The sequence below is a fragment of the Oleiphilus sp. HI0117 genome, assembly GCF_001635235.1.
Map to the genome: position 1 here is coordinate 1 of NZ_LWGA01000286.1, position 940 is coordinate 940.

Annotated in this window: 1 pseudogene; it reads left to right on the forward strand. The window is 42.4% G+C overall.

Annotation, left to right across the window (positions count from 1 at the left end):
- Window positions 1-75: 75 nt before the first annotated feature.
- Window positions 76-940 (forward strand): annotated as a pseudogene (locus A3757_RS26230) (IS3 family transposase); the annotation flags it as partial.

Below are 940 nucleotides of genomic sequence, written 5' to 3' on the forward strand. Positions count from 1 at the left end.
TATCTTTGATAGTGATCTGCTTTAATCAAACAGGACACTTCAATAAGGAATATAATCCAATTATTGAGGTGTTAAATGACAAAACGAAAGAACAGAAGTTATACAACAGAGTTTAAACAAGAAGCGGTTGCCCTGGTCACCGAGCAAGGCTATAGCGTTCCTAAAGCGGCTGCTTCATTGGGTATTACAGATAAGTTGCTCTACAACTGGAAAGCCAAGTTTGATGCGGAACAATCTGGTACTGGCTTAAATACAGATGAGCGTGCTGAATTGCTTCGGCTCCGAAAGGAAAATAAAGAGCTGAAGATGGAAAAGGAGATTTTAAAAAAGGCCAGCGCCCTCCTGCTGAAGGAAACCAAGTAAGGTTTCAAACCATTCAACAACTTTCCTCAGCATATCCTGTTATCAAACTTTGCAAAGCAATGGGTGTTAGCCGCTCAGCTTATTATGCTTGGCTCAAACGGCCAACTAAATCTATTACGCCAAAGCAGTTACATTTGTATAGCAGAGCTAAAACTATCTTCGAGAAAAGCCGAAGTAGTTTGGGTTATAGAGAACTGCGGAAACGATTGTGCAGAGAGGGCTTTGATATTACTGAATACAGCGCTCAAAAATTAATGGCTAAGCTTGGATTGGTCGTTACGCAACGCATTGCATACAAGGCAACAACTAAGCGTAAACACAGTGATGCTGTTGCAGATAACTTGCTGAACCAGAACTTTAATCCGGTTGGGCCAAATCAAATCTTGGCTGGCGATGTGACTTATCTGAAAACAGGCGAAGGCTGGATGTATCTCGCGATCGTCATGGATTTATTTTCACGCCGAATCGTTGGCTGGCAGATTGATAAGCGTATGACTACTGACTTGGTTAGTCGAGCTATGATCAGGGCATATAATCTGCGCCAGCCTCCTAAAGGCTTGGTGTTTCATAGTGACAG